This is a genomic window from Pseudomonas sp. LAMO17WK12:I5 (genome assembly GCF_900215165.1).
GTDB lineage: Bacteria > Pseudomonadota > Gammaproteobacteria > Pseudomonadales > Pseudomonadaceae > Aquipseudomonas > Aquipseudomonas putida_A.
The window spans coordinates 36,598-60,871 of the sequence record NZ_OBDS01000012.1; the positions used below are offsets into that span (position 1 = coordinate 36,598).

22 protein-coding genes are annotated in these 24,274 nt (G+C 58.0%); 13 read left to right on the plus strand and 9 right to left on the minus strand.

From position 1 onward, the window contains the following. Positions 1-25: 25 nt before the first annotated feature. Both CRO59_RS21330 and gabP read right to left on the minus strand, forming a co-directional pair. Positions 26-1,117, minus strand: a complete 1,092-nt coding sequence (locus CRO59_RS21330; RefSeq protein ID WP_097089821.1) for a GlxA family transcriptional regulator — start codon at positions 1,115-1,117, stop codon at positions 26-28. Between the two features lie 87 nt (positions 1,118-1,204). Further along, positions 1,205-2,605 carry a GABA permease gene (gene gabP, locus CRO59_RS21335; protein WP_097089820.1) on the minus strand — a complete coding sequence of 467 codons (1,401 nt, stop codon included), beginning with the start codon at positions 2,603-2,605 and terminating at the stop codon, positions 1,205-1,207. A gap of 412 nt (positions 2,606-3,017) precedes the next feature. Here gabP and CRO59_RS21340 point away from each other — a divergent pair, with 412 nt between their 5' ends. From CRO59_RS21340 to CRO59_RS21350, 3 genes are all read left to right on the plus strand, one after another. Next, on the plus strand, positions 3,018-3,494 hold the full coding sequence (locus tag CRO59_RS21340) for a GNAT family N-acetyltransferase (protein ID WP_097089819.1): 477 nt from the start codon (positions 3,018-3,020) through the stop codon (positions 3,492-3,494). A gap of 85 nt (positions 3,495-3,579) precedes the next feature. Beyond that, positions 3,580-3,963 carry a helix-turn-helix domain-containing protein gene (locus CRO59_RS21345; RefSeq protein ID WP_027611764.1) on the plus strand — a complete coding sequence of 128 codons (384 nt, stop codon included), beginning with the start codon at positions 3,580-3,582 and terminating at the stop codon, positions 3,961-3,963. A gap of 576 nt (positions 3,964-4,539) precedes the next feature. Further along, on the plus strand, positions 4,540-5,607 hold the full coding sequence (locus CRO59_RS21350) for an alkene reductase (protein WP_097089818.1): 1,068 nt from the start codon (positions 4,540-4,542) through the stop codon (positions 5,605-5,607). Between the two features lie 92 nt (positions 5,608-5,699). On the opposite strand, the gene CRO59_RS21355 is transcribed toward CRO59_RS21350, so the two are convergent. Then, positions 5,700-6,749 (minus strand): 3-oxoacyl-[acyl-carrier-protein] synthase III C-terminal domain-containing protein, encoded by a 1,050-nt coding sequence (locus tag CRO59_RS21355; RefSeq protein ID WP_097089817.1) that lies wholly within the window; start codon positions 6,747-6,749, stop codon positions 5,700-5,702. A 454-nt stretch (positions 6,750-7,203) separates the two neighbouring features. Between CRO59_RS21355 and CRO59_RS21360 the strand changes: the two genes are divergently transcribed. Then, the gene (locus CRO59_RS21360; RefSeq protein ID WP_097089816.1) at positions 7,204-7,875 is read left to right on the plus strand and encodes a lipopolysaccharide kinase InaA family protein; all 672 of its coding nucleotides are present in this window, start codon (positions 7,204-7,206) and stop codon (positions 7,873-7,875) included. A gap of 130 nt (positions 7,876-8,005) precedes the next feature. On the opposite strand, the gene CRO59_RS21365 is transcribed toward CRO59_RS21360, so the two are convergent. Continuing rightward, positions 8,006-8,758, minus strand: coding sequence for an SDR family NAD(P)-dependent oxidoreductase (locus tag CRO59_RS21365; protein WP_027611768.1), 753 nt, complete (start codon positions 8,756-8,758; stop codon positions 8,006-8,008). A gap of 109 nt (positions 8,759-8,867) precedes the next feature. Between CRO59_RS21365 and CRO59_RS21370 the strand changes: the two genes are divergently transcribed. After that, positions 8,868-9,785 (plus strand): LysR family transcriptional regulator, encoded by a 918-nt coding sequence (locus CRO59_RS21370; protein ID WP_097089815.1) that lies wholly within the window; start codon positions 8,868-8,870, stop codon positions 9,783-9,785. Positions 9,786-9,915: 130 nt separating this feature from the next. Further along, positions 9,916-10,329, plus strand: coding sequence for a nuclear transport factor 2 family protein (locus CRO59_RS21375; RefSeq protein WP_097089814.1), 414 nt, complete (start codon positions 9,916-9,918; stop codon positions 10,327-10,329). A 56-nt stretch (positions 10,330-10,385) separates the two neighbouring features. On the opposite strand, the gene CRO59_RS21380 is transcribed toward CRO59_RS21375, so the two are convergent. Then, complete coding sequence (locus CRO59_RS21380) at positions 10,386-11,342, minus strand: LysR family transcriptional regulator (protein WP_097089813.1); 957 nt, start codon at positions 11,340-11,342, stop codon at positions 10,386-10,388. A gap of 42 nt (positions 11,343-11,384) precedes the next feature. Here CRO59_RS21380 and CRO59_RS21385 point away from each other — a divergent pair, with 42 nt between their 5' ends. The 4 genes from CRO59_RS21385 (at position 11,385) to CRO59_RS21400 (ending at position 16,298) form a co-directional block, all read left to right on the plus strand. Further along, on the plus strand, positions 11,385-11,816 hold the full coding sequence (locus CRO59_RS21385) for a GFA family protein (protein ID WP_097089812.1): 432 nt from the start codon (positions 11,385-11,387) through the stop codon (positions 11,814-11,816). A gap of 381 nt (positions 11,817-12,197) precedes the next feature. After that, positions 12,198-13,652: a DUF1254 domain-containing protein gene (locus tag CRO59_RS21390; protein WP_097089811.1), complete on the plus strand. Its 1,455-nt coding sequence runs from the start codon at positions 12,198-12,200 to the stop codon at positions 13,650-13,652. A 34-nt stretch (positions 13,653-13,686) separates the two neighbouring features. After that, positions 13,687-15,180: a DUF1254 domain-containing protein gene (locus tag CRO59_RS21395; RefSeq protein ID WP_096796007.1), complete on the plus strand. Its 1,494-nt coding sequence runs from the start codon at positions 13,687-13,689 to the stop codon at positions 15,178-15,180. A gap of 68 nt (positions 15,181-15,248) precedes the next feature. Continuing rightward, entirely contained in the window at positions 15,249-16,298 is a 1,050-nt protein-coding gene (locus CRO59_RS21400) for a hypothetical protein (protein ID WP_177409033.1), read from the plus strand. A 156-nt stretch (positions 16,299-16,454) separates the two neighbouring features. Here the strand turns inward: CRO59_RS21400 and CRO59_RS21405 are convergent, their stop codons facing one another. Beyond that, positions 16,455-16,724, minus strand: a complete 270-nt coding sequence (locus CRO59_RS21405; RefSeq protein ID WP_097089810.1) for a hypothetical protein — start codon at positions 16,722-16,724, stop codon at positions 16,455-16,457. Positions 16,725-17,046: 322 nt separating this feature from the next. Here CRO59_RS21405 and CRO59_RS21410 point away from each other — a divergent pair, with 322 nt between their 5' ends. The 3 genes from CRO59_RS21410 to CRO59_RS21420 all read left to right on the plus strand — a co-directional run bounded on the left by CRO59_RS21410 (position 17,047) and on the right by CRO59_RS21420 (position 19,350). Then, a complete protein-coding gene (locus tag CRO59_RS21410; protein WP_027611777.1) occupies positions 17,047-18,021 on the plus strand; it encodes a quinone oxidoreductase in 975 nt (324 codons plus the stop codon). Further along, complete coding sequence (locus CRO59_RS21415; RefSeq protein ID WP_027611778.1) at positions 18,018-18,956, plus strand: LysR family transcriptional regulator; 939 nt, start codon at positions 18,018-18,020, stop codon at positions 18,954-18,956. Before CRO59_RS21410 ends, CRO59_RS21415 begins: the two co-directional genes overlap by 4 nt. Positions 18,957-19,107: 151 nt before the next feature. Beyond that, positions 19,108-19,350, plus strand: a complete 243-nt coding sequence (locus CRO59_RS21420; protein ID WP_096796081.1) for a hypothetical protein — start codon at positions 19,108-19,110, stop codon at positions 19,348-19,350. A 50-nt stretch (positions 19,351-19,400) separates the two neighbouring features. Here the strand turns inward: CRO59_RS21420 and CRO59_RS21425 are convergent, their stop codons facing one another. The 3 genes from CRO59_RS21425 to CRO59_RS21435 form a co-directional block, all read right to left on the minus strand. Next, the gene (locus CRO59_RS21425) at positions 19,401-20,303 is read right to left on the minus strand and encodes a bestrophin family protein (RefSeq protein WP_007967141.1); all 903 of its coding nucleotides are present in this window, start codon (positions 20,301-20,303) and stop codon (positions 19,401-19,403) included. A 164-nt stretch (positions 20,304-20,467) separates the two neighbouring features. Next, complete coding sequence (locus CRO59_RS21430) at positions 20,468-21,754, minus strand: carbohydrate porin (protein WP_027611780.1); 1,287 nt, start codon at positions 21,752-21,754, stop codon at positions 20,468-20,470. Between the two features lie 105 nt (positions 21,755-21,859). Further along, positions 21,860-24,265 (minus strand): glucose/quinate/shikimate family membrane-bound PQQ-dependent dehydrogenase, encoded by a 2,406-nt coding sequence (locus tag CRO59_RS21435; RefSeq protein ID WP_097089809.1) that lies wholly within the window; start codon positions 24,263-24,265, stop codon positions 21,860-21,862. Positions 24,266-24,274 lie beyond the last annotated feature (9 nt).

Below are 24,274 nucleotides of genomic sequence, written 5' to 3' on the forward strand. Positions count from 1 at the left end.
TCCCGGCCGATTTGCCTCGGTTTGCTCAAGCCAGATCGGCACGCGCCATCATTCGAACACTGGCAAACGTCGATTCGTTTCTCGCCTGATCGAACGTTGTCAGTGTGTTAATCGATGACGGCGGCGTTATCCGTTTACGACTCATTGCAGAACCAGAGCGCTCGTCGCTCGGCGGCACCCCAAAGTGCTCGCGATAGCATTTTGAGAAATGCGGTGTGGAGGCAAATCCGCAGACATACGCCAGTTCTACGATCGACAGCGAGGTTTGCTTGAGCAGTTGTCGCGCGCGAATCAGCCGCAACCTCAAGTAGTAGCGTGACGGCGTGCATTGCAGGTATTTCTGAAACAACCGCTCCAGCTGTCGGCGTGACAGATCGACGTATTCGGCGAGGTTGTCCAGCTCGATCGGTTCCTCAAGATTGGCCTCCATCAACGCAACGACTTCTTGCAGCTTGGGCTGATGCGTACCGACCACATGCTTGAGCGGTACGCGTTGATGGTCCTGCTCGTTGCGGATGCGCTCGTAAACAAACATCTCCGAGATGGCGGCGGATAACTCTCGACCGTGATCACGGGCGATCAGGTGCAGCATCATGTCCAGCGGCGCTGTTCCTCCGGAACTGGTAAAGCGGTTGCGGTCGAGGGTGAAGAGGCTGGTGCTGACGTTTACGCGTGGGAAAGCTTCCTGCATGGCCGCCAGAAATTCCCAATGCACGCTGCACTCATAACCATCGAGCAATCCGGCTTTGGCGAGTGCCCAGCTACCGGTGCACACACCGCCCAAGCGTCTGGATTGCCGGGCCAGGGCTTGCAGCCAGGATGTGTGCTCGCGGGTGATCACGCTCTGGATGCCGACCCCGCCGCAAACAATCACCGTGTCCGCCACGCCGGGGTTGCTCCACGAGCCATCCGGCGTGATCGGGACCCCGTCGCTGGCCCAAACAGCCGCACCATTGGCGCTGAAGGTATGCCAGCGATACAGCGTTCGCCCCGACAATTGATTGGCCATGCGCAGTGGTTCGACGGCGGATGCCAGCGACATGAGGGTGAATTTATCCAACAGCAGAAACCCGACGGATTGGGTCGTACCGTCGGCCACGGTGGGGGTCGATGACATCGTGTCCTCACAGGAATCGGTCTGAGATGCAGGCGTCGGTCATTCCCTTGGTCTTCGCCAAGGGAATATCGGCTTTGGCGTGAACGCCTAGCCCACCGACGTTGCGCGTGCCGCCGGGGCAGGGTGACGCGACGTGATCAGGCCGATAAAGGAGATTGCCAGCGCCAGGCCAATGGTGGTGGTGACTTCGGTGCGGTGCTGCGGGGTGATCATCATGACCGCCAGCGCCGTGCAGATGAAGCCGATCACCAGCCACGTCAGCCATGGAAACAGCCACATGCGGAAGGTCAGCTCGACCTTGCGCTGTTGCAATATCCGCCGCATGCGCAGCTGCGACACCGCAATGGCGAGGTACACCAGAAGGGCAATCGCCCCGGAACTGGCCAGCAGGAACTCGAACAGCCCGGCGGGCATGAAGTAGCTCCACACGGTGATCGACGCACCCAGCACGGTGCTGGCGATCACGGCGGCGCGTGGCACACCGGCCGCGGAAGTGGTCTTCAGCGTTTTCGGTGCATCGCCGCGACGGCCCAGCGAGTACAGCATGCGCGAGGCAATGTAGATCGAGGAGTTCATGCAACTGGCCACGGCGATCAGCACGACAACGTCGACCATGAACTTGGCGTTTGGAATGTTCATGATTTCCAGGGCGCGCTGATACGAGCCCACCGAGGCCAGCAGCGGATCATTCCAGGGCACTACGGAGATGACCACGAAGATCGACAGCAGGTAGAACACGCCGATGCGCCAGATCACCGAGCGGGTGGCCTTGGCAATGTTCTGCGCCGGGTTATTCGATTCGGCGGCTGCGATGGTCACCGCTTCCGTACCGATGAAGCTGAACATGATCGTGATGAAAGCACCGACCACCGCGGACAAGCCGTTGGGCGCAAACCCGCCGTGCTCGGCCATCAGGCCGCTCAACCCGCTGACTTCGCGGTCGGGCACCCAGCCCATCAACACGGCAAAACCGACCCCGATGAAGCCGATGATCGCCACGACCTTGGCCATGGCGAACCAGAACTCGAACTCACCATACTTGGACACGCTGAACAGGTTGGTCACCACCAGCGCAATGATCGATCCCAACGCGAACAGCCAGGCATCGACCTGCGGAAACCATTGGTGCAGCACATGCCCGGCCGCCAATGCCTCGATGGGAATCACCAACACCCAGAACCACCAGTACAGCCAACCGATGGTAAAACCGGCCCAGCGGCCGATGGCCTGGTCGGCGTAGGTGGAGAACGAACCGGTGTCCGGGTTGGCCACCGCCATCTCGCCGAGCATGCGCATGACCAGCACGACAAGCAGACCTGAAAACAGATAGGCGAGAAGCACCGCCGGCCCTGCTGCGGCAATGGCGTGTCCTGAACCGACGAACAAACCGGCGCCGATAATCCCGGCGATGGACAACATTGTGACGTGACGAGGCTTGAAGCCCTGCGCCAATTGGCTACTCGAATCCATGGAGTTCGGGCTGATCATCGGTATTTTTATTCTCTGCTGATCGACATTTAAGCCATTGAACGGGCACACGATCGGTCACCATCGTTGCCTGCTGAACTCCCGAGAGAAGCCCGTCCAACCGCCGCAGTTCTTATCAACCCCATGATCTGACCGGGATTGTTTTGATAGGAAGACACGGCACCTTAGCCGGCCTTGCAGCAGATTCAATAGCCTGATTGCGCCATGATCGTGTCTGATATCGACATGTGAATACCATGAGGTCGCATTGGAGACCTGTCGGTCACGCAAGGCTCTGGCAATCAAAACCCAGATTGACCAGGTCATGTTCGTTTTTGAGATGGGTGCCTGAATTCGACGGTGAAGCCAAACTGGGCCCCACAAGTCAGGCTCTCTATACTGGCCTTCCAGGATGGTAAATAGAGCACAACCTATGCCCGTCGCACCCAATCAATATTTCCCAGTCATTTTGGTCCCGGCTCAACCAAGCGACCTGGACAATCTTGTAGCCATTCGAATTGAGGCCATGCGCGAAAGTCTGGAGCGTGTCGGGCGATTTGATCCGGTGCGTGCGCGAGAGCGGTTTCTTGGCGGTTTTGACGCTCGCAACACACGCTATATCGAGGTATCTGGAGAGAGGGTTGGTTTTGTAGTGGTCAAGCATCACCACAATGAACTCTTGCTCGACCACTTGTATGTGAGACCGAGCGCGCAAGGATCAGGTGTAGGGGCTGCTGTTCTCACTCAGATTTTCAAAGAGGCGGATGCGGCTGCGCTCCCTGTTAAAGTTGGCGCTCTGAAAGAAAGTGCCTCGAATCGCTTTTATACCCGCCATGGCTTCCAATTCACCGAAAGCAGTGAATTCGACAATTATTATGTGCGTCAGAGTGTTCCGGCAAAACAATGGTAGAAAGCGTTCTCAGGCTCGGTATATCCAGTAAACTTGGCGTCAATCTCGCGCCTTAGAGCGCCAAGGTATACAGAAGGAAACCGCCATGCTTGAACTCGAACCGCTGTGCTTCTCGTCCGACTGCCCTAGCCGGGCTTTATTCGAGCAGATCGCTGATAAATGGTCGATGATGGTATTAGCCGTGCTTGATGACGGTCCGCAACGTTTCAACGCGATCCGTCGTCGCCTGCAAGGCGTCACCCAAAAAGCGCTCACGCAATGTCTGCGCCGGCTGGAGCGCAACGGCCTGGTATCGCGCGAGGTGATTTCGCTTTCGCCAGTCGCGGTGCAGTACCAAATCACGCCGCTGGGCCGCACGCTGCAACAACCTTTTCGAGCACTGCATGAATGGACGCTCGCCAAGTTGCCGGAGGTTGATGCTGCCCGGCAGAAGTTCGACGCCGCTGCAATCGGACCAACAAGTACGTAGGGAAGGTTGCTTCACTGGATTACTTGAACGCGTTGTCGGCCGCCCATGCTGCGCTTCGGGACTTGTCATCCGATGGCTTGAAAAACACCGAAGATCTCAATCGAACCAGCGCGATCATGTAAGCATGAAACTCTGCTAACACTTTTTGTTGTTGGCAGTGCGCTGGTTTTTGCCTTTCAACCGCGGGCAATCAATCTCGATACCTGCTTCAACCGAACCTTCACATCGATTGCTCAGGCCGTTCGATCATAAACGCAGAGCGTCCTGCTCTTGCGCGCGAGGCCACTGTATATGGCTCGCCAGCCCATACGCCGCCGACCATTTCCTGACGGTAGGTATCCTCAGACCTACCAGGTGTACGAACGGTGCCTAATTGACGCCAGGTTTATTATTGATACCTTGTCGATTGTCCTCACTTGAGGGAAGCGGTCCGAACCAAACCCTTCGTTCGCCACTATTGCCGGCGGCTTGCAGCCAGCCAATCGAGCATCCGACAGAAGCATTTCTTTGGTCGAGCCGCGCTTGAGAAATCGTTAGGCACGGGCGGACATTCAATAAATTTATTCTGAGGAAAGTATGGGAAATTTTAAGCTTCTAACCCCCTTGAACAACGAAGAGCTCACTTTCAGAAATCGGGTGTTCATGGCGCCGATGACAAGAGGTCGATCCAAGGATCAGGTGGCCAACGAATTGACTGCGACCTATTACGCACCGCGCGCATCGGCGGGCCTTATTTTTACCGAAGGCACCCAGATCAGCGCCCAGGCCGTCGGCTGGACGAATACCCCAGGGATCTATACGCCTGAACAGATTGCGGGCTGGAAGAAGGTAACTCAGGCAGTTCATGAAGCCGGTGGCCTCATTTTCGCCCAGCTCTGGCACACCGGTAGAGCATCTCATCCTGATTTTCATGGAGGAGAACTCCCGGTCGCGCCATCGTCAGTCCCCTTCAATAGCCAAGCATTCACGCCAGAAGGCATCAAACCCTCGGTGACCCCACGCGAACTGACTATTGATGAAATCAAGTCCACCATTGCGGACTACGAAAAAGCTGCACAGGCCGCGAAAGATGCGGGCTTTGATGGTGTAGAGATACACGGTGCCAATGGTTATCTGCCCGCACAGTTTCTGGAGGACGGCTCAAACAAACGCACCGACGAATATGGCGGTACCATTGCGAAGCGGGCGAGGTTCTTGCTCGAAGCCACGGACGCCGCGATCAGAGTCTTCGGACCGGCCCGTATCTCGGTCAGGCTGTCGCCGCGCATTCCGTACAATGACATGGGCGACTCCAATCTCGAGCAGACCTACATGTACGCGGTAGAAGCGCTGGAAAGTAGAAACGTTGGAATTCTGCATTTCATGGAACCCGGGACTCTACCGGAAGGCGCGAAACCCTTGGCGCCCGGGGCTCGCCAGCGGTTCTCAGGAATTTTCGTGTTGAATGTTGGTTATGATCGGAAGTCCGCGGAACAGGCCCTGCAAACCGGCCTGGCCGATGCAGTCACATTTGGCACGCTGTTCATCAGCAACCCTGATCTGCCGGAACGCTTCTTCCTTGATGCGCCGCTGGCTACTGCGGATGCCTCCACTTTTTACAGTGGTTCGGAAGAGGGCTATACCGACTACCCGCCGCTGGCCTAGAGATCGAAGCGCGATTTTCGTTTTGGTACCGACCAACAGTTTGATCATGGACGAGCAACTTGCCGCCTCACGACGGCAAGTTGCATCAGGCCCTACAAGGTAAACGACAGCGCGGAGAAAACCATCCCGCCGCTGCCAGCCCAGCCCATGCAAAATTGCCCGGTCTCGGCTTCGCCCCGACTCATCGCATCGAAGATGCCGTAGGGGATGGACGCGGTAATGATGTTGCCGGTCTTGTGCCCGACATGGTGCAGCTTTTGATCAATACCGATCAGTTGCCCAATGTGCTCCCACATCTTTGGCGAACCGGTATGAATAAACACTTTATGAACATCTGCTGCAGAGATGTTTTGCAGATTGAAGACTTTTATCGCTTCATTGCGGCCATCTTCATGCAAGGCTGCCGCGTAGGAATTGAATTGATACTGCCCACCGGTCGGTGAAATACGTGGAATATCCTCTTCATTACAGAACAGTTTCCAGTCCGGTAGGGAGATGGTCGACAAGTCACTCAAGTCCGGCCGGTTGATGTACGAGAACTTGAAGTTGCCGGGGGCCTCATGACTGAGGATGGTGACCGTGACGGCTTCGCCAATGGTAAAACTCGGAAACTTGTAAGCCAGTTCCGCCGACGACTGCAAAGAGAAGTTCTTGGGCATGACCGGCCCGCCAGCAGACATGCCAAATTCCATATTGACGATCGCCGCGTAGCGAATCTCGCCGGCCTGCATCTTACTGTTGATGACATCCATGGCAGTCACCCAGCCATTGCAGGCGTCGACCACATCGAAGTTTCTGCAACTCAGGCCCAGCGCCTTGGCGATGAACGTACTGTTGGCCGGCTCGATGAAGCCTCGCGTGACGTTCGGATAGATCAACAGATCCAGGTCGGTCTTGTCGATGTTGGCCTGAGCGAGCGCCGAGTTGAATGCAGTCTCCATCAGTTCCATCGGCGTTTCGTCGGCGCCCAGCCAGTGACGCGTGCCGCTGCCGCTTTTTTCAAGCAACTTGCTGATGGTCTTCAAGGTTTTTGGCAAGTCTTCCTGGAACGTATCTTTAGAGTGTTCCTCGACCAGGTTTATAACGTCTTGATTGCTGACGATGCGTGACGGGAGAATCCCGGACAGCCCAACTATTTTCATATGACTTCCTTGTTGAAAGTATGCATCCGTGGGCAATGGCTGCGGATGAGCAAACCCTTACTCATCCCTGTAAGGAGCCACTGGCGGCAATACTTTTAGCACAAAGAAAACGCGGATCAAGAAAGTTGTTGGTTATTTTCCTTAATCGAATTGAATCATGACCTGGGTCAATTTAACGGCTTTCAAGTTAATCGAAAAACAGTCGGGCGGACCCTCGCGACGCGGTTGGCATCTGTGTTTGATGTCGTCGGCTATCGGCGAAAAGGACACACCTGAAGGGATAAACACCCCTCAATAGCCAATTTTCGTCACGTGGTTGCATAAAAGCCCCAAGCTGGCCCTAAAATCCTCGAACACCGAGGGAACTATTAACGTCCACCAACAGACTGAGCTGCTGTTGCGACCCTCATGCAAACGTCGCACGAAACGATTTCTACAATAAATGGAGCGCACAATGGGCAGGGCAGGCGATGAATTTGATTTCTGGTGGGGTACTTGCGGGTCGTGGGTGGAACCGCCGAATGTGCGCCGCAGCGGCACCAGCGGTGTCCAGCTGATTGTTCAAGGTGACAAGACGTTTTTTGTAAAGCGCCAGACCGGCCATTTGTTCCGCAGTCTCCGTTACCCCACTGGCCGACCCACCGCACTGCGTGAAGGCGTTGCCCTTTCAAGACTCGAAGAGCTGGGCGTGAATGCGCCAAGACCGGTATTTTATGGCGCGAGAAAAGTCGACGGCGTATGGCAGGGTGTCTTGGTTACCAAAGACCTGGGCGGCTTCATCGATCTGGATACCTGGTATAGCCAGGGCGCTGCAAGCCTGTTGACCACAGAGCAACATCTGCGACTTCTTGAACGTTTGGCGCAAATGCTGGCGCGGATGCACTCGGGCAAATGGCAGCACGGTTGCATGCGCTCCAAACACATCTTTATCAAGGCGTCGATTACCGACACAGACTTCGATTTCGAACTGGCGCTGCTTGACCTGGAGAAATCTCGCGGTCGTGCTACGGCAATGGGCGCGGCGCGTCACGACATTCCTCAACTCAGACGGCATTCTTTCTGGGATGAGTCGCAGTGGCGGCATTTCCTTTCCTGCTACGAGCAAGCCGTTGGCAGAACCCTGTAAAAAGATTGTGCGGCAGTGACACCCGCTCAATCTGCGCCTGACAATAGCACCAGCGAACGCCGTCCGGGTTGGTAATGCACACACTCAGGCGTGGGGTGGCGGGCGACCGCGACAATCGCCCGCTGACTACTCAGATTTGCGCCTGGCCACCGTCAACAAACAGCTCGATACCGTTAACGAAACTGGCGTCATCGGAGGCCAGGAACAACGCGGCGCTGGCAATTTCGTCAGCTTCACCGACACGCCCCATGGGGATCAGCGAAGCCATGTAGTCGAGCAAGCCCTGCTGCTGAGCGGAATCTGGGCCGGCCAATTCAACCAGGCCAGGCGTGCGGGTGGCGCCGGGGCTGATGGTGTTGATGCGCACCTGGCGGTCTTTCAAGTCCAGAATCCAGTTGCGGGCAAATGAACGCACGGCGGCTTTGGACGCGGCGTAAACACTGAAGGCGGCGGTGCCCGAGCTGCCCGCCGTAGAGCCGGTGAGAATCACCGAGGCTTTTTGGGCCAGCAGTGGCAGTGCCTTTTGCACAGTGAACAGCACGCCTTTTACGTTGCGATTGAAGGTGTCGTCGTACTGCTGTTCAGTGATGTCACCCAGTGGCAGCATCGATCCACCACCCGCATTGGCGAACAGCACATCGATTCGGCCGTGGGTTGCGCCAATCTGGCGATACAACGCGTCCAACTGATCAAGGTTGGCGGAATCCACCTGAACGCCGGTGGCGTTGCCAACCGCGGCGACAGCGGCGTCCAGTTCGGCTTGACGACGGCCCGTGATATAGACGTGAGCGCCTTCCTGAGCGAAGCGTTTGGCAGTGGACAGACCGATGCCTGAGGTGCCGCCGGTAACCAATGCAATTTTGCCTTCGAGTTTGTCAGTCATGGTGTTTCTCCCGTATTTCGAATGAGTGAGTTGCGGTGTGGGAGAAGCTTATCGACGGGAAAAAACTTTCAAAATAGAATTGTCTGAAACCTATCGTTGCAGAAATGAAATGAGCAGACTTCCGGATTTCGAAGGGTTGGCGATGTTTGCCAAGGTAGCCGAAGAGGGCTCGTTCGCTGGTGCGGCACGGGTCATGAGCGTGTCGGTGCCGACGGTATCGCGAGCTGTCGCACGGTTGGAGGAGCGTCTGGGCGGGCGCTTGTTCAACCGCACCTCGCGGCAACTGGCACTCACCGAGTTCGGCGCGAGCATGGCGGCCAAGGCGGGTGAGATTTATCGGCAGGCTGAAGAGGTGGAAAGCGAGGCTCAGGATTTATCGGTCCAGCCCCGCGGCCAAGTACGCTTGGCGATACCCATGTCGTTTGGCTTGCGTTGGGTGGCACCACTGATGCCGCAGTTGCTGCGCCAGTATCCCGAGCTGTCGATTGACCTGCACCTTTCGGATGCCTCGGTTGACCTGATCGCCGAGGGCTTTGATGCGGCGTTACGCATCGCCGTATTACCGGATTCCTCGCTGGTTGCAAGGCGCCTGTGTGCCGTCACTCAATACCTGGTCGCCTCGCCGGCTTATCTGGACGCTTATGGCCATCCTTGCCACCCCCGCGAACTCGCGTCCCGCACGTGCCTGAGTTATGCCTACCGGGCCCGCAGCCAAGTGTGGCGGTTCACCCATAAAGACGGCAGCGAAGAAGACGTGGTGCCCAGCGGCCCGTTAAGAGTGACCAACTCGGATGCGTTATTGCCAGTGTTGCTTGAGGGCTTGGCTATCGCCGAACTCCCGGAATTTATCGCCAGCGAGTACTTGAAAGACGGACGCTTGGTCGTGGTGCTACCGGAATGGAGCATGGCCCGTGGCGGTTTGTATTTCGTCACCCCCTCGGCGCGTACACGGCCAGTGAAAATCAAAGCGCTGTCGGACTTTTTTGCCGAACATCTAAGCCAGCCTGAATGGCGATGGCCGTCATGAGACGTTGGCTTTCAATTATGAAACGATGATTTTCATTAACGTCTATTTTTGAAATCAAAGGGATCTCCTAACGTGATCAGGTCAGCACCTGCAGCGTGCCCATCCCTTATGCGTTTCGGAGAAAGTCGTCATGAAAAATGCCGTGGAATTACTTCAAAACTACCTGGATGCCATCCAGACGCCGCATCGGGCGGCAGCACTTTTCGCGGAGGATGGCGTGCTGGAGTTGCCCTACCTGGAGTCGCTGGGCATACCCCACCGTGTGCAAGGCCCCGCCGCCATTGAGAATTTCATCGGCTCATTGCTCGGTAAAGTGCCGGACTTCAAATTTCGCAACGTTCATTTTCTGATCGACACACCCGACCAGGCGTTTGCCGAATACAGCGTAGAGGCCCTGGTGCCTGCCACGGGGCGCATCTACCGGCAAATGTACGCCGGCCGCCTGGTGGCCAAGGACGGCAAAATTCAGCTGCTGCGCGAATCCCTGGATACCGTGGCCGCTGCCAAAGCGTTCGCGCCGGTTGATTCAGAGCGAGACCAATAAATCGCGATTATCCCGGTAGGGCGGGCAGGGACTGGTGCTGGCATGGATCACTTCCCTCAGTGGGCGTTCGAGCGCAGATAATGATGCAGTTCCTCACCCACTATTTCGAACGCCTTGGCGATCCGTTTGATTTTGCGCAAGTCACTGTGCATCGCGATCCACACTTCGACCTCGAAGCCGAAGCTGTCTGGCAATACGTGAATCAGCCCATGACTTATGGCGATAGGTATCGGGCAAAGACCGAAGCCCAATCCCGCTTTCAATGCAGCCAGTTGCGCAAGGTGGTGATCTGTGGCAATCGCGAAATGCTGATCGGCTTCACACAGCCCGGCTTCGACCAAGCGACGCAAGTCAGCTGAGCGACGGTCTGGCCCGATCAGCGGCCGCTGGCGCAGCGACGTCAGGCTGACGGGCTCACCATAACGCTCCAGGCACTCGGCACTGGCATGGACGCCGATCCGCAAGCTGCCGACCCGCCGCACCACGATATCGGCCTCCATCGGACGCATCAGGCGTACGGCTATATCCGATTGCAGCCTGGCGATGTCTTCCAGTGCGTCGCCGATGCTCAGTTCGAGCTTCAGTCCAGGATGGTCGTAATGGAAGTTCCGCAGTAAAGCGGGCAATACCTCCACTCCCAGCAACTCGCCACAGGTCAGCCGCACCGTGCCGTGGTCCACCGACGTTTCAGCGCTGGCCGCCCGGTTGAAGGCTTGCGCGGCGAGATCCATGGCCTCGACATGATCGATGAGGCGCTGCGCCCCACTCGTAGGCGTCAGGCCTGAGGGCGTGCGGGTGAACAGGCTCAAGCCGAGTGTCTGCTCAAGATGATCGAGGCGTCGGCGGGCCGTGGCCTGCGCAATCCCCAACAACTTCGAGGCACCGCTCAGGCTGCCCGAGCGCAGCACCGCAAGGAACACCTGCTGGCTTTCCCATTCAAGACCGCTCATACATTCTTGACCAACAGCTGCTCCTTTTTTGCTCTTCTGCTCGGGCGAGTGAAAAGCGATCATGCGCGCCGAACTTATCCGGGCGTCATTGTAAGGAGTCAACGCATGAGATTCACCGGTCAGTGTCTATGTGGACAGGTCAGCATCGAAATCGAGGCGCAGCAACTGCCACCGCTGTATGCCTGTCATTGTCTGAACTGTCAGCGTTGGAGTGGCAGCGCGTTCGGCCTGCACGTGCTATGCCCGGCTTCGGCAGTGCAGGTGAAGGGCGAAACGGCGACCTTTGTACACGAGCACCAAGGGCATACCTCCACGCAACATGCCTGCGGCGAGTGCTACACCCGACTGTTCAACGAGACCAGCGCCGCGCCCGGTATGCGTGTGGTGCGGGGCGGCGTGTTGGAAGGTTCGGAACACTTCACGCCGGTGGCGCATATCTGGACGCGACGCAAACAACCCTGGCTGGTTCTGCCGCAAGGCGTTGCACAATGGGAAGAGAGCCCGACGCCCCAGGCGTTTGCCAGCGTACTCGGGTAAAGAAGCGAGATGGTGGCTTAACAATACTCACCAACGCTTGTACGTTGCCCCTTGGATAAGGGGGCAACACACTTCATCTCTATTGATCGAATCAAATCATGCGGCCTCCAGCGCTGGTCAAAAACGCCTGTTCTGGGGCCATACAGCTGAACGATCACCAAGATGCCTTTGTTCCGTTGCGATCCTTATCCAGGTTCTTGCCTTCAGCTTGCGATTACGGCCCAAGAGCTGAGGGACAGTTATCAGAAATGGAAATAGGATCTTAATTTTTCATACCTTTTCTGGCCGATCTCATTTCCTCTGCTAGGTTTTTCTAACGAACAATCTTCCATCAGAAGATTGATTCACCGAGAAACCGTCCCAAGCAAGGATGCCTTCCGTATGAACAAAACACCTTTATTCGCCAGCGGTCTGTTCGCTACCGCGGTATTGCTCGGCGCGGTTGCCGTGCAGGCACAGACCTCGCCAGTAGTACAGGTATCCGGCCCCGAAGCCGATGTGAAGGTGACCGAAACCTACGTACGGATGATGGCGCGGGAGGCGTATTTCTGGGGTTGGCCGATGGCCAATATTTATAATCGCCGCCTGAAGTTCAAGGATCTGCCGCAGGCCGGGTTGATGGGGGGCATCGTGCCCGTGGCGCCGATCAACCATCTGTCGATGCTCACCGACTACATTTCACCGGGGGAACGCCTGGTGGCTTGTCCGAACCAGGATGTGGTCTACGGTGCGGGCAGCATTGCGCTGGATATCGAACCGGTGGTTTTGCAGGTCCCGGACTTTGGCGACCGGTTTTGGGTTTATCAGGTGGTGGACCTGCGCTCCGACAGCTTCGCCGAGCTAGGAAAGATGTACGCCACCAAACCGGGCTTCTATCTGTTGGTGGGGCCGGACTGGAACGGCAAGGTGCCTGAGGGCATCACCCAGGTCTTTCGTGCAAAGACCAATACCGGTTTCGTGATTCCGCGGGTGCTCCAGGACGATACGGCCGAAGATCGCAAGGCCATCCAACACTATTTGTCGGGCATCGACATGTACCCGCTGTCCAAATACGACGGCAAACTCAAGCAGCGTGACTGGAGCCAGTCGCCGAAATTCCCTGCCGAGGCGTCGGGTGACGAGGAAACGCGTTGGGTGCTCCCGGAAAAGTTCTTCGATGAGCTGCCGGCGATTCTCAAGGACGCCAAACCGCTGCCGGGAGAAGAGGCGCGCTATGCGCAATTGGCGGTGCTGGCACAAATCGCCCAGCGCGATCCCGAGCTGAAAAAAGCCATGATCGACGAGGCGCAAAAGTCTGATGCAGACGTGGTCAAGCCGTTGTTGCAGTTCCGCAACTACGGGAAGCAATTGCCCAATCACTGGAGCACCATCGATAACGGCGCAGCGTTTGGCACCGACTACTTCCTGCGCACGGCGGTTGCCCGGTCAAACATCTTCGTCAACAAACAGATCGAGACCAAGTACTTCTATCAGGATCTGGACGAGTCCGGCGTCCGACTCAACGGCGCGCAGCGCTACAGCGTGACCTTCCCCAAAGGCGCGCTGCCACCGGTCAAGGGTTTCTGGTCGCTGACGCTGTACAACCAGCAGCATTTCTTCGCCGAAAACTCGTTGGGGCGTTATTCCCTCGGCACCAAGAACAAGTCGCTCAAGACCAACGCCGATGGCTCGCTGACGCTCTATGTGCAGAGCGATTCGCCGGGCGCCGACAAGGAAAGTAACTGGCTCCCGGCGCCGAAGGGCGCGGACTTCTCGCTCTATGTTCGCGCCTACTGGCCGGAAGCGGCCGCGATGAATGGCCAGTGGACGCCACCGGCGGTGGTCAAGGTCAACTGAACCGATTTTCCAACTGTGTTCATAAGGACAGCCGATGAACCGTTTGCGCACCTCACTGATGGCCTTGGCCGTAAGCCTCTCCCTAAGCGGCCTCGCCGATGCCGCGACGCGTTATGAAGAACTGGCCAATCAGCCTTTTGAAAAAGGCTTCCCGACCGAAGCGACCGCACGCAGCCTGATCGAGGAGCTGGTGTTCCAGCGCGCCGTGCAGTCGTATCTGTGGGCCTTGCCGGCGATCAACATATGGTCGATGAAGGAAGCGTCGGAGAAGCAGTTCGGCGCGGGCTACAACATCCTGCCGACCTGGAAAAAACGCATCAACGCCAAGACTCTGGTAACCACACCAAATTCCGACCTGGTCTACGCCATGAGCTATCTGGATCTGGCGAAGTACGGCCCGTTGGTGGTTGAAGCACCGCCCGGTGTGCAGGGCATGTTCGATGACTTCTTCCAGCGCCCGATTGTCGGGCCGACCATCGACGGCAGAACCTGGCGCGGTGACGTTGGCCTGGCGGGTCCCGACAAGGGCAAGGGCGGCACCTATGTGCTGCTCCCGCCTGATTACAAGGGGCCGGAGCCGACCGAGGGATTCGTCTATCGCTCGCGCACCAACAACGTGTTCCTGTTCTGGCGCACCTTTTTCAAGGATCCGAAAGACCTCAGCGTGCCGGTAGCCGAAGTCGAGCGTACGAAGATTTATCCGCTGGGCAAGAAGGACTCGGCCCTGCCGATGCAATTCCCCGACGCCACCGGCGCACCGATCAACATGCTGTTCCCCGAAGACGGTCGCTACTTCGACATGCTCTCGCGTTTCATCGACGCCGAAGCCGTCGATCCGGCGGACATGGACATGCGCGGCTTCCTGCACACCCTGGGCATCGAGAAGGGCAAGCCCTTTGCCCCGGATGCCGAGCGGCGCAAGCTGCTGGATGACGCCGCGCGCACCGCGTTCAAGATGAGCAAGGTGGTGACCAGCCACTTGCTGTACAAAGAGCCGGGTGGTCTGTACTACAAGGATCGCCAATACGTGAACACCTTTGCCGGAGAGAATACCGAGTTCCAGTCCAGCGGCAGCTTCACCAATCTTGAGCAGCGCGTGGCGTTCTTCACCTCGGCCTATTCCGACAGCCCGGGCATGGTCATGAACATGGTCGGCGCCGGCGCCAAGTATCCCGCCACCACCCGCGACGCCGAGGGCAAGTTCCTTGACGGCGCCCAGACCTACAAGCTCAACCTCCCGGCCAATGTCCCGGCGGCGTTGTTCTGGTCGGTCACCGCCTACGACAACCTCACGGCATCGGGCCTGGACAACGGCCAGCCGTTCCCGTCCCTCAATCAGATGGATAAACCGGCGCAGAACAGTGACGGCTCCACTGACATCTACTTCGGCCCGACATCGCCGGGCGAGGGCAAGAACTGGATCAAGACCGTACCGGAGAAAGGCTTCCTTGTGATCGTGCGGTTGTATGGGCCGAAGCAGGCGTTTTTTGACCAGAGCTGGAAACCAAGTGATCTGATCAAACAATAGAAGCGCCCCAGACGTGAACAATTGGACCCTGCGCCTTCAGTACGCCTGGTGAAATGGAGTGCAAATCGATGCAATCGATAAGGATTCGATCAAGTCTGACACTCTGCGGGGCGGTGCTCAGTGGCTTGGCCTGTGCCGCCAGCCCTCTGCCGAAACTGGGTTCCCCGTCAGTTGCAGGGGCCAAGGTCGATCCGGAAAAATGCCACCAGCTACAACAGGACTTCGACATTGACCTGAAAGAAGTGGTCAAGGCCGGCTGCGAACCGTCCACCGAACAGATATCCAGACTGATGGACAACCCGGTGGGCAACCTTGTCCTGCTGTTCAACCAGTACGATTACACCGCGCTCAAAGGTCCGCACAGCAACGGCACACGGATGCTCGGCAAATACAGTTTCATGCCGACTTTTCCGATCTCTCTTGGTGAAGACTGGAACCTGATCAATCGCCTGCCGATCAGCTACGTCAGCGCCCCGGTCAACCGCAAGGCCGGTAACCTGATTGGCATGGGCCCCAACGAGATTCTGCACGATCGCGGTGACTTCACCTCGGTCGTGCAGGACCCGTTCGACCGTACCAGCGGTTTCGGCGACCTGGCCTACGTTGGTGTGTTTTCGCCCAAGGAGCCGATCCGCTTTGCCGGGGGTGGCAAGATGGTCTGGGGCTTCGGCCCGACCGCGATGTTTCCGACTGCCGAAGAAGACGTGCTCGGTACGGGCAAATACTCGCTGGGCCCGGCGTTCGTCGCCGCGTACCTCGGCCCGGACTGGACCCTTGGCGTGTTCCCGCAGCACTGGTGGTCGGTTGGCGGTGATAGCAAGCGCAAGGACGTCAGCCTGACCAATGTGCAGTATTTCATTCAGCGGGCGATTCCCGGGCCGGAACAATGGCGCATCGGCATGACTCCCAACGTCACGGTCAACTGGAAGGCCGAGGGCGGCAACAAAGTCACGTTTCCCATCGGTATCGGCGCTGGGCGAATTTTCAATTTCGGCAAGTTGCCGGTGAGGATCTCCGGGGAAATTCAGTACTCGGCGATTCATCCGGATGACCTGATCAGCAGCCGCTGGAATTTCCGGCTGTCGTTCATTCCGGTCATACCTACCTTTATGTTTTGAAGATTACCCCAAGCCGGGGCGTGCATGCGGGGGCATCAGAGCAGAGGGTTTGTGGGGCAGGGCGCTCAATCGCCGAGAGTAAGGACTGTCGCTTGGCTACAACAGGCGCTGGTGCGTGCTCAGCACATAAGTCACGCACCAGACTCGTTTGAATAATTACCACTGACCGCTTCCGAGGCAGGCGATTATTTCCCAGCCACTGAATTCCCACCAGGAATAGCGCTCATCAGAGCAACTTCTGGCCAGGCTGGCCGTCTGGATTTCTCCAGCTTTCTGTTGTGTTGAGAAAGGCGTGTCAATCGAGGCGGTCGCCTGCTTGACCGTCTGTGGAGCACTGATGGTCGTTGGATGAACGGCAGCGTTTGTGACCGTTGCGGCGAGAGCGAGTGTCGCGGCGATGGCCAGGGTAGTCATGGACTTTTTCATGTTCGAATCCTTTCAGTTAGCTGACAGCGGGCTTAAACATTGGCCCCGACCTGCCTTCTGAACAGATCGGGCATTCGCGTAATGTCACGCCAGAAAAGCCTATCACTGCGCTATCTGCGGAACAGTCGCACAACTGTGCTATTGACAGTTTTGAACCGTTGGTATTTACAGCGCCGCAACTGATGCAGCGCTCCATTCCATGATGTTATTGCTGCAAATCATGCATTAATGTCGTGCAGTCAGCCCGTCTTGTTCGTCGGTAAGTCAGTTCTCACACTAGCGGCATCTGTTTGGAAGACTTCTGACCTTAGAGGAAACGACCATGGTATCCGCTATCCGCTTTAATCAGTTCGGCGCGCCTGATGTGTTGAGTCTGGAAACGTTGAGCGAACAATTGCCCGGGCCAGGTGAGGTCTGGATTGAACAGGACGCCATCGGGGTCAACTTCCTCGATGTGACTCAACGCAAGGGTGCGGTGCCTGTTGCGCTGCCATCCGGACTCGGATTGGAGGGGGCCGGGCGAGTCGTCACCGTGGGTGAGGGCGTCAGCAATGTGCACGTTGGTGATAGGGTCGCTTATGCTACTGGGCCCATTGGCTCATATGCTTCGGCCCGACTTTATCCAGCCGAGCGACTGGTGAAGATACCCGACGCCTTGTCGTTCGATGATGCCGCAGCTGTCATGTTCAAAGGCATCACTGCGCAGTACCTGTTAAAAACCACCTATCCAGTGGCACAGGGCACCACAGTTCTCATCTATGGCGTGGCTGGAGGATTGGGGGAAATCATGGTGCCATGGGCCAAGCACTTGGGGGCGACCGTGATTGGTGTGGTTTCAAAACTGGCCAGCGTCGAAAAAGCGCTGAGATCCGGTTGTGATGAGGTGTTGGTATTCAATGCCGACAACCTGGCGTCTGAGGTCAGCCGTCTTACCCAGGGCAGAAAGGTTGACGTGGTCTACGACCCTATTGGCCGTGCGTCTTTCCAGGCGTCTTTGGATAGTCTCCGGCCACGCGGGCTGATGGTTTCGTTCGGGGCCTCGTCAGGTGCGCCCTCGGCTGTAGAACTGTCGACGCTCAATGCTAAAGGCTCGCTGTTCCTCACACGTCCTTCACTGGCAGCACACACCGCCAGTGCCTGTGAGTACCAGGAACGGGCGCAGGATGTGCTGGCCGCCATAGGCGCAGGTATTATCAAGCCCAGGATTTGGGCCAGCTACGCTCTGAAAGATGCATCGCAGGCGCATACGGCATTGGAGTCGGGGCAGTCATCGGGGGCGATCATTCTAAAACCATGAATCTTGATGTTCTGAATAGTCAGCACAGTGACGAAATCGCTGCGTTTCTGGCCGTTGCCTCCCAAGGCTCGTTTGTCGCTGCAGGTCGGCTCCTGCAGCGACACCCAACCGTCGTATCGAAACGACTGGCCGCCATGGAAAAGCGCCTCGGTGTGCGTCTCGTCGAGCGTTCAACCCGTCAGGTTCGAATTACGCCAGTAGGTGCCAAGCTTGAGCAGCATCTGCGCTCGGCCATCAACCTGATGAATGAAGCGCAACAGCAGGCGACGCAAGGTGCCAGCGAAGTTCGAGGAACGTTGCGGCTTGCACTGCCGGCAGCCATGGGACGGCGCTGGCTTGGTCCGATGTTGCCGGAGTTTCTCAAGGAACATCCGCACGTTTCGATCCTCGCAGACTATAGCGAACGCCTGGTGGACATCATCGACGAAGGATTCGACGCTGCGATCCGAATCGGAGAACTGGAAGACAACCGACTGATCGCCAAACGGTTAAGTGACCACCGCCGGATCCTCGGCGCTTCGCCCGCTTACATAGAAAAGCATGGCATGCCCGACCATCCACACGATCTGATCAAGCACAATTGCCTTCGCTTTAGTGGCCTTGCGTCTTTTCCGCAATGGAGGCTTTTTCGCGGCAGCGAGTTGCAAACAGTCGCGCCAAAAGGAAACCTCACGGCCAACGACAGCGAATCGTTACTTGCCGCCGCTTGCGCTGATTCAGGGATACTCGGCGCAGGCGAATGGCTGATGCGCCATGACATTGCTGCAGGAAAATTGCTTCACGTTCTTCCGGACTGGCAACTCGACACCGCTGGTGGGGTTTACCTGGTCCGGCCGTCAGCCAAGTTTCCCAGCGCCGTTGTAATAGCTTTCAAACAGTGGATCGAGTCAAAGTTTACCCCTGCGCCTCCATGGGCTATTTGCCGGCCTGATTGAAATCCACTTCAAAAATTGCTGGCCTCTTGGTTAAAAGCTCTCCAACTCTAAATAATCTGAACCCCGCCCGAACGCCCACGCCTAACGATCAGCTTGTGTTCATTCGCACAGGCCCGGTGCCAATACCGGCACATTCCGAGAGGTGGTCAACGTGGCTAAAGACGAGAAGAAGAGCAAAAAAGACGATGCTTCGAAAGCCAGCAAGGACTTGAAAGACAAAAAGTCTTCGCCGGAAAAGAAATCAGCGGCAGCTTCGGCGCTTTCCAAGTCCTCTGACAAGAAAGACAAGAAGAAAGACGCCGAACCGAAAAAGTCTGCGAAAAAAGCCGATAGCAAGCCGGAAAAGGCCAAGGATGCTAAGAAGGCTGACAAGCCGGCGAAAAAGAACAAGTAATACCTGCGACTCGCCAGGGCTTTACGCCCTGGCATCCCTCAGATCGTTCTTCAAGCCGTTTCTTCAACCCTGCGCGCATCCCCCAACGAATCACGCTGCATCGACTGCAGGTTTTTCTCGATGGTTTCGCACAGTGCTTCCATCTGGATTTGGTGCTCGCTATGGCGAAACGGGCTTTGCAGGTCAGTACCGATGCGTTCGATGGCCAGCAGCATGAAGCCCACCACCGTCGAGGCCAGCGGGGTGAACCAACCCAGCGATTCCACCAGCCCCACCGGCACAATCAGGCAGAACAGCGAGATAAACAGGCGCGGGAAATACACGTAGGGGTAGGGCAGCGGGGTATTGGCGATCCGCTCCATCCCGCCCTGGCTGTTGGACAGATCGACCATCGTCGATTCCAGCCGTGCCAGACGAATGCTGTCCAGGCGCCCGGCTTTGTATTCCCGGGCGAGCAGCGCTGCGGAACCGGTGAGTATGTCGTTGGCAAAGTTGTTGGTGGTGCCGCTGCGGGCGAATTCATCGGCCGGGATGAACGCGCGGACTTCCTCCGGGCAGGGCTGACCTTGCAGATGCGCTGCGAGGCAATTGACGTACGCCACATGGCGGCGCAACAGCGTCGCCTTCACCGGGTTCACTTCGTTGTCGGGATCATCCAGCAGCGTCAGCACCTGCCGGGCGAAGCTGCGCGAGCTGTTGATCATCATGCCCCACAGCGTGCGCGCTTCCCACCAACGGTTGTAGGCGCTGCTGTTGCGGAAACTGATCAGCACCACCAGCGCCGAACCGAGCAGCGTCAGCGGCATCAGCGGCAAGTTGATCTTGGCGTTGAGGAACAACATGAAATCGACGGTGACGGCGATGTCCCAGAGCAAGAGCCAGAACAGCGACCAGCCCACGTAGCCCATGGTCTTGATGATCAAACGGTATTTTTTGACGATGGCTGCTTTCAAACGGAAACCTCGTGGCGAGCGGTAAGCGTTAACGCCCTAGCTCCGACGCTGGTTCGGGGGTAAAGGTTCGGTGTCGAGTGAGCTTCTTGGTTACGACAATTTTCAGGCAATAAAAAACCCGGTCATTACGCCGGGTTTTTTATTGCCTGCAGTTCTGCCAGAAGTCAGAGCGAAGCTTTCACCTGCAAGCCAAACACCAACGCATTGTCGATGTCCTGCCCGGAAAACGCGCCCGGTTCAATGATGTATTGCATGTTCGGGCGCAGCGTCAGCCAAGGCGTGGCCTGGTAGCCGTAGCCGAGTTCGATCAACTGCTCGCCACTGTCCAGGTTCGGGAACTGCGTGCCATTGGCCATGGCGGCGTCCTGCTGTACGTCGCGGCTGCGCGGGTTAGGCACGGCGCGGCCATAGCCCAGAGCGACGGTGTCACGCGGGCGACCTTCGAACGGTTTGTACAGCACCAGACCGGTGCCGTACCACTTGCTGAATGGCGAAGCCGCTTCGCTGGCCGCCGAGTATTGGCCGAACGCATGCAGGCTGCGGCCCTCGGACGTTGGCGAACTCCATACGGCCTGATCGATCAGCAGATAGTGACCGCCACGGCCGGAGACTTCCTTGTCGCTGCCGATGCGTTTCACGTCGGAGCTGTCGTAGTAGTAACCGAGCTTGTATTCGCCAGGCAATTGGCCCGCGTGCTTGTAAACCAGTTCGATCGGCACCACGGTGCCGGTGGTGTGTTTCGGGCCCAGATGCCAAGCGCGGCTGGAGTTGCCGTTGCTTTCCGGATCGACGTTGAACGCGGCCACGCGCAGTTGCCAGGACGGCGACAAGTCGTATTTCACCCGCACACCCAGGTGTGCGTTCGGGTAATTGGTCCAGCCGCTGCCGCCGGACATGTTCAGCGGATGGCCGCAGAAACCGGCGTTCATGAAGTTGCACAGAATGCCGCTGTCGAGGCCGCCGAGGTCGTTGCCCATGGCCATGTAACCCAGCTTCACGTTGAGCGCCGGGGTGAACAGGCTGCGCTCGTAGCTGAGTTCCGTCAGGCGGGTGTAGAGGCCGCCGTAGTTTTCCTGGATCGGCAGACGGTTGCCGACCAGGTCTTCGGAGGCGCTGTTGCCGCGGCGGTCGTTGATGGTCAGCTGAACCTTGCCGGCGTTCTCTACGCCATACAACTTGCTCAGGTCGAACTGCGCGCCGAGCTTGATGTTCTGCGAATAACGACCGGAGCGGTGCAGGCCGCCGTCGGCGTTGTAAGCCATTTCGCCGGTGTAATCGCCGGTGAACTTGATCCCGTCTTCGTCCATCTGGTGGCGCAGGCCACCCCAGTCACCGGTCAGGGTGTTGCGGGTCAACAGGTTCGAATCGGTATCGGCGAAGGCGGGCAGGGTGGTGCAGGTCAGGCCCAACAGCACGCCGTTGACCCAGCCGTTACGAGTAAAACCAAACATGGAGATCTTCCTGCTCAAAGCGGTAGCAATATCGGAAAGCGGCGCGGCACCCTCAGGTGCCGCGCGCAAAAAGAAAGCGCCCGTGTTCAGCACGGGCGCTGCGGTTTACGGCAAGGCGTAAGCCATCACGTAATCGCCGCGATCGGTCGACTGACGTGCACCACCGGCGGTGATGACGATGTACTGCTTGCCGGTCTTCGGCGAAACGAAGGTCATCGGCCCGCCCTGACTGCCAACTGGCAGACGCGCTTTCCACACCTCTTCACCGTTGCCGCTGTTGAAGGCGCGCAGGTAGAAGTCTTGAGTACCGGCGATAAAGATCAGGCCACCTTGGGTCGACAGGGTGCCGCCGAGGGTCGGCAGACCGATCTTGATCGGCAGGTGCATGCGGATGCCCAGCGGACCTGTGTCTTCAACGGTGCCGACCGGAACCTGCCAGGCAACTTTCTGGGTCTTCATGTCGATCGCGGTCAGAGTGCCGAACGGCGGAGCCTGGCACGGAATGCCGGCCACCGACAGGAAGCGGTTTTTGTTCACCGCATACGGCGTGCCTTTGAGCGGTACCGCGCCCATGCCGGTGTTCAGCGCTTCACCACCGGACGAGGCCTGCGCCTTGTTCTGCGACGGGATCATCTGAATCCACAGACCCAGGCGCATGTCGTTGACGAAGATGAAGCCGTGCACCGGGTCAGTGGAGATGCTGCCCCAGTTCATGCCGCCCAGCGAACCCGGGAAGCTCAGGGATTTATCGGTACCCGGCGCGGTGTACAGGCCGTCGTAACGCATCGATTTGAAATCGATCCGGCACAGCAACTGGTCGTACGGGGTGGCGCCCCACATGTCCGACTCAGTCAGATGCTGGGCACCGATCTGTGGCATGCCCACCGATTTCGGCTGGGTTGGCGAGTACGGTTCGTTCGGGATGTTCGCGGCTTTGACCGGGACTTCTTTAACCTCGGTCAACGGTTTGCCGGTGGCACGATCGAGCACGTAGATCTGCCCGGCCTTGGTGCCGATGACCAGCGCCGGAACGCTTTTGCCGTCCTTGGTGAAGTCGATCAGGCTCGGCTGCATCGGCAGGTCGAAGTCCCAGAGATCGTTGTGCACGGTCTGGAATACCCAGCGTTCATCACCGGTGGTGGCGTCCAGCGCGAGGATCGAGGCGCCGTAGGTGTGATCGAGTTTGCTGCGCTCGACACCATAGATGTCAGTGGACGAGCTGCCCATCGGCAGGAACACGGTGTTAGTCGCCGGATCGTAGGACATCGGCGCCCAGCTGTTCGGCGTGCTGCGTACATACGTGCTGCCGTCGGCCGGGGCCTTTTTGTCCTGCGGATTGCCCGGGTCGAAGGCCCAGCGCATGGCGCCGGTGATTACGTCAAAACCACGGATCACGCCGCCCGGCATGTCGGTTTGTACGTTGTCGGCTACACGACCGCCGACCACCACAGTGGTACCGGCCATCAACGGCGCGGAGGAGAGCTGGTAGTAGCTGTCCGGCACGTCACCGAGACCGGCCTTCAGGTCAACCTGACCGTTGTTGCCGAAACCCTGGCAGAACTCGCCGGTGTCGGCATCGACCGCGATCAGGCGGGCGTCGATGGTGTTGGTCAGCAGACGGCGCTGGCAATTGGCGGCCGGCGCCGGTTTGGCTTCGATGATGCTCGAATTGCTTGGTTGAGCGATGCTTTTCGTCGCATCGAAATAGGCCATGCCACGGCAACGCTGCCAGACTTTCGACTGGGCGTTGATCGCGTTCTTCCACAGCTCTTTGCCGGTGTCGGCATCCAGCGCGATCAGGTTGTTGTGCGGGGTGCAGATGAACACTTTGTTGCCGATCTGCAGCGGAGTGAGCTGGTCTTCGGCACCGTTGCCATCGCTCTCGGCGACGTCACCGGTGTGGTAGGTCCACGCCACTTTCAGCTTGTCGACGTTATTGCGGTTGATCTGGTCCAGCGCAGCAAAGCGGCTGCCGCCCTCGGTATTACCGTAGTGCGCCCAGTCTTTTTGCGCCTTGTCTGGCTCAACCGGGGTCAGGCCCGGGCCAGTGCCGGTGGCAGCGACGGTCGGGTGCGCAACGAACATATTGCCGGCAGCCACCGCCAGTCCCACGGCCAGGACAGCGGCAACGCCGTAAGCGCCACGACCCGGAACATCACCGTTGGCACGCTTGAGCAGCGGATAGACCAGCGTCACCGCCAGACCCACGGCGCTGAACATGAACAGACGCGAGAACACCGGCCAGAACACCAGCCCGGCATCGCTCACCGCCCAGATCGCTGTCCCGACCAGAAACGCCGCGAACAGCCAGGCGCCGGCCGTCTTGAAGCGAGCGATCAGCAGACCGGAAACGGCCATCACCAGACCACCCACAAGGAAGTACCACGACCCTCCCAGGCTGACCAGCTTCACTCCGCCAGCCGCAAGTGCCAGGCCGAGCAGGGCGATGATCACCCCCAGCCCGACCAGAATGAATTTTGATATGCCCGAGAGGCGTTGACTCTGCTTCACGTTGAATGT

Bases quoted from the DNA above. Each gene is read 5' to 3' on its own strand.
- CRO59_RS21330 (WP_097089821.1), bottom strand. From the start codon at position 1,117: ATGTCATCGACCCCCACCGTGGCCGACGGTACGACCCAATCCGTCGGG.
- gabP (WP_097089820.1), bottom strand. From the start codon at position 2,605: ATGATCAGCCCGAACTCCATGGATTCGAGTAGCCAATTGGCGCAGGGC.
- CRO59_RS21340 (WP_097089819.1), top strand. From the start codon at position 3,018: ATGCCCGTCGCACCCAATCAATATTTCCCAGTCATTTTGGTCCCGGCT.
- CRO59_RS21345 (WP_027611764.1), top strand. From the start codon at position 3,580: ATGCTTGAACTCGAACCGCTGTGCTTCTCGTCCGACTGCCCTAGCCGG.
- CRO59_RS21350 (WP_097089818.1), top strand. From the start codon at position 4,540: ATGGGAAATTTTAAGCTTCTAACCCCCTTGAACAACGAAGAGCTCACT.
- CRO59_RS21355 (WP_097089817.1), bottom strand. From the start codon at position 6,749: ATGAAAATAGTTGGGCTGTCCGGGATTCTCCCGTCACGCATCGTCAGC.
- CRO59_RS21360 (WP_097089816.1), top strand. From the start codon at position 7,204: ATGGGCAGGGCAGGCGATGAATTTGATTTCTGGTGGGGTACTTGCGGG.
- CRO59_RS21365 (WP_027611768.1), bottom strand. From the start codon at position 8,758: ATGACTGACAAACTCGAAGGCAAAATTGCATTGGTTACCGGCGGCACC.
- CRO59_RS21370 (WP_097089815.1), top strand. From the start codon at position 8,868: ATGAGCAGACTTCCGGATTTCGAAGGGTTGGCGATGTTTGCCAAGGTA.
- CRO59_RS21375 (WP_097089814.1), top strand. From the start codon at position 9,916: ATGAAAAATGCCGTGGAATTACTTCAAAACTACCTGGATGCCATCCAG.
- CRO59_RS21380 (WP_097089813.1), bottom strand. From the start codon at position 11,342: ATGATCGCTTTTCACTCGCCCGAGCAGAAGAGCAAAAAAGGAGCAGCT.
- CRO59_RS21385 (WP_097089812.1), top strand. From the start codon at position 11,385: ATGAGATTCACCGGTCAGTGTCTATGTGGACAGGTCAGCATCGAAATC.
- CRO59_RS21390 (WP_097089811.1), top strand. From the start codon at position 12,198: ATGAACAAAACACCTTTATTCGCCAGCGGTCTGTTCGCTACCGCGGTA.
- CRO59_RS21395 (WP_096796007.1), top strand. From the start codon at position 13,687: ATGAACCGTTTGCGCACCTCACTGATGGCCTTGGCCGTAAGCCTCTCC.
- CRO59_RS21400 (WP_177409033.1), top strand. From the start codon at position 15,249: ATGCAATCGATAAGGATTCGATCAAGTCTGACACTCTGCGGGGCGGTG.
- CRO59_RS21405 (WP_097089810.1), bottom strand. From the start codon at position 16,724: ATGAAAAAGTCCATGACTACCCTGGCCATCGCCGCGACACTCGCTCTC.
- CRO59_RS21410 (WP_027611777.1), top strand. From the start codon at position 17,047: ATGGTATCCGCTATCCGCTTTAATCAGTTCGGCGCGCCTGATGTGTTG.
- CRO59_RS21415 (WP_027611778.1), top strand. From the start codon at position 18,018: ATGAATCTTGATGTTCTGAATAGTCAGCACAGTGACGAAATCGCTGCG.
- CRO59_RS21430 (WP_027611780.1), bottom strand. From the start codon at position 21,754: ATGTTTGGTTTTACTCGTAACGGCTGGGTCAACGGCGTGCTGTTGGGC.